Genomic DNA, 754 nt, shown 5'->3' with positions numbered 1-754 from the left:
GATAAGAATAGCAGAGACCGCCCCCTGCGCTAAATATCCAAATGCCATATATTGCACACCTTTCCATACAAGAAAATATGAACACAATATCAAATATAAGCTTGAACTAAAAATTTCATAAACAATGTATACTGCTGTTTTTTTTCTTGTTAAGGCTACATATAAATAAACCCATGTAAGAACTTTCAACGCATCACCTACCACATATATTCTTAAAATGTTTGATGCTTCAGAAAAGGCCGTTCCATAGATAAGATTTATAACAATTGGAGCTAATAAATAAACACCTAGAACCATTAATATGGCCATCGGTATAGAAATTTTTAAACATAAATATACTTCTTTTCCTATTCTCGTTTTCTCCTCGGCATTCGAATATCGGGGGACAATGAGCGTTGAAAATAACAGGCTTATGATTCCCATATATACTTCTGAAAGTTTAGTTGCAGAAAACCAGATGCCTGCAATAGATTCATCAATCTCAACACTAATAAGATGACGAAGATAAATCTGTACACCATATACAAGGATAGCTGAAGTAAGTGCCATTAAAGAATATTGCGAAAGCAATCTTGCTAAATCACGACTAAATCCCCTCAAGCATATAAATAAATCAACATTAAAAATTCGCAAAAATGGCATGCATAATATAAATGATACTATTGGGGCTAAAACAATACCTAACATCACACCGTTGATAGAAAACACACATGCTAATACAATGGTCACAAAAAACACCAGCACGGTGTTGATT

General features: G+C 33.6%; 1 protein-coding gene. It reads right to left on the bottom strand.

The genetic code is table 11. From position 1 onward, the window contains the following. Positions 1-738 (bottom strand): oligosaccharide flippase family protein (locus KQJ18_RS24280; protein WP_346014731.1); only part of this gene is annotated, 738 nt, incomplete at its 3' end. Between the last annotated feature and the right edge of the window lie 16 nt (positions 739-754).

The organism is Citrobacter sp. S55_ASV_140 (assembly GCF_018919505.1).
Lineage (GTDB): Bacteria > Pseudomonadota > Gammaproteobacteria > Enterobacterales > Enterobacteriaceae > Citrobacter > Citrobacter werkmanii.
Note: the sequence above shows the minus strand (reverse complement) of the source record. Positions and strands in the feature narration are given on the sequence as shown.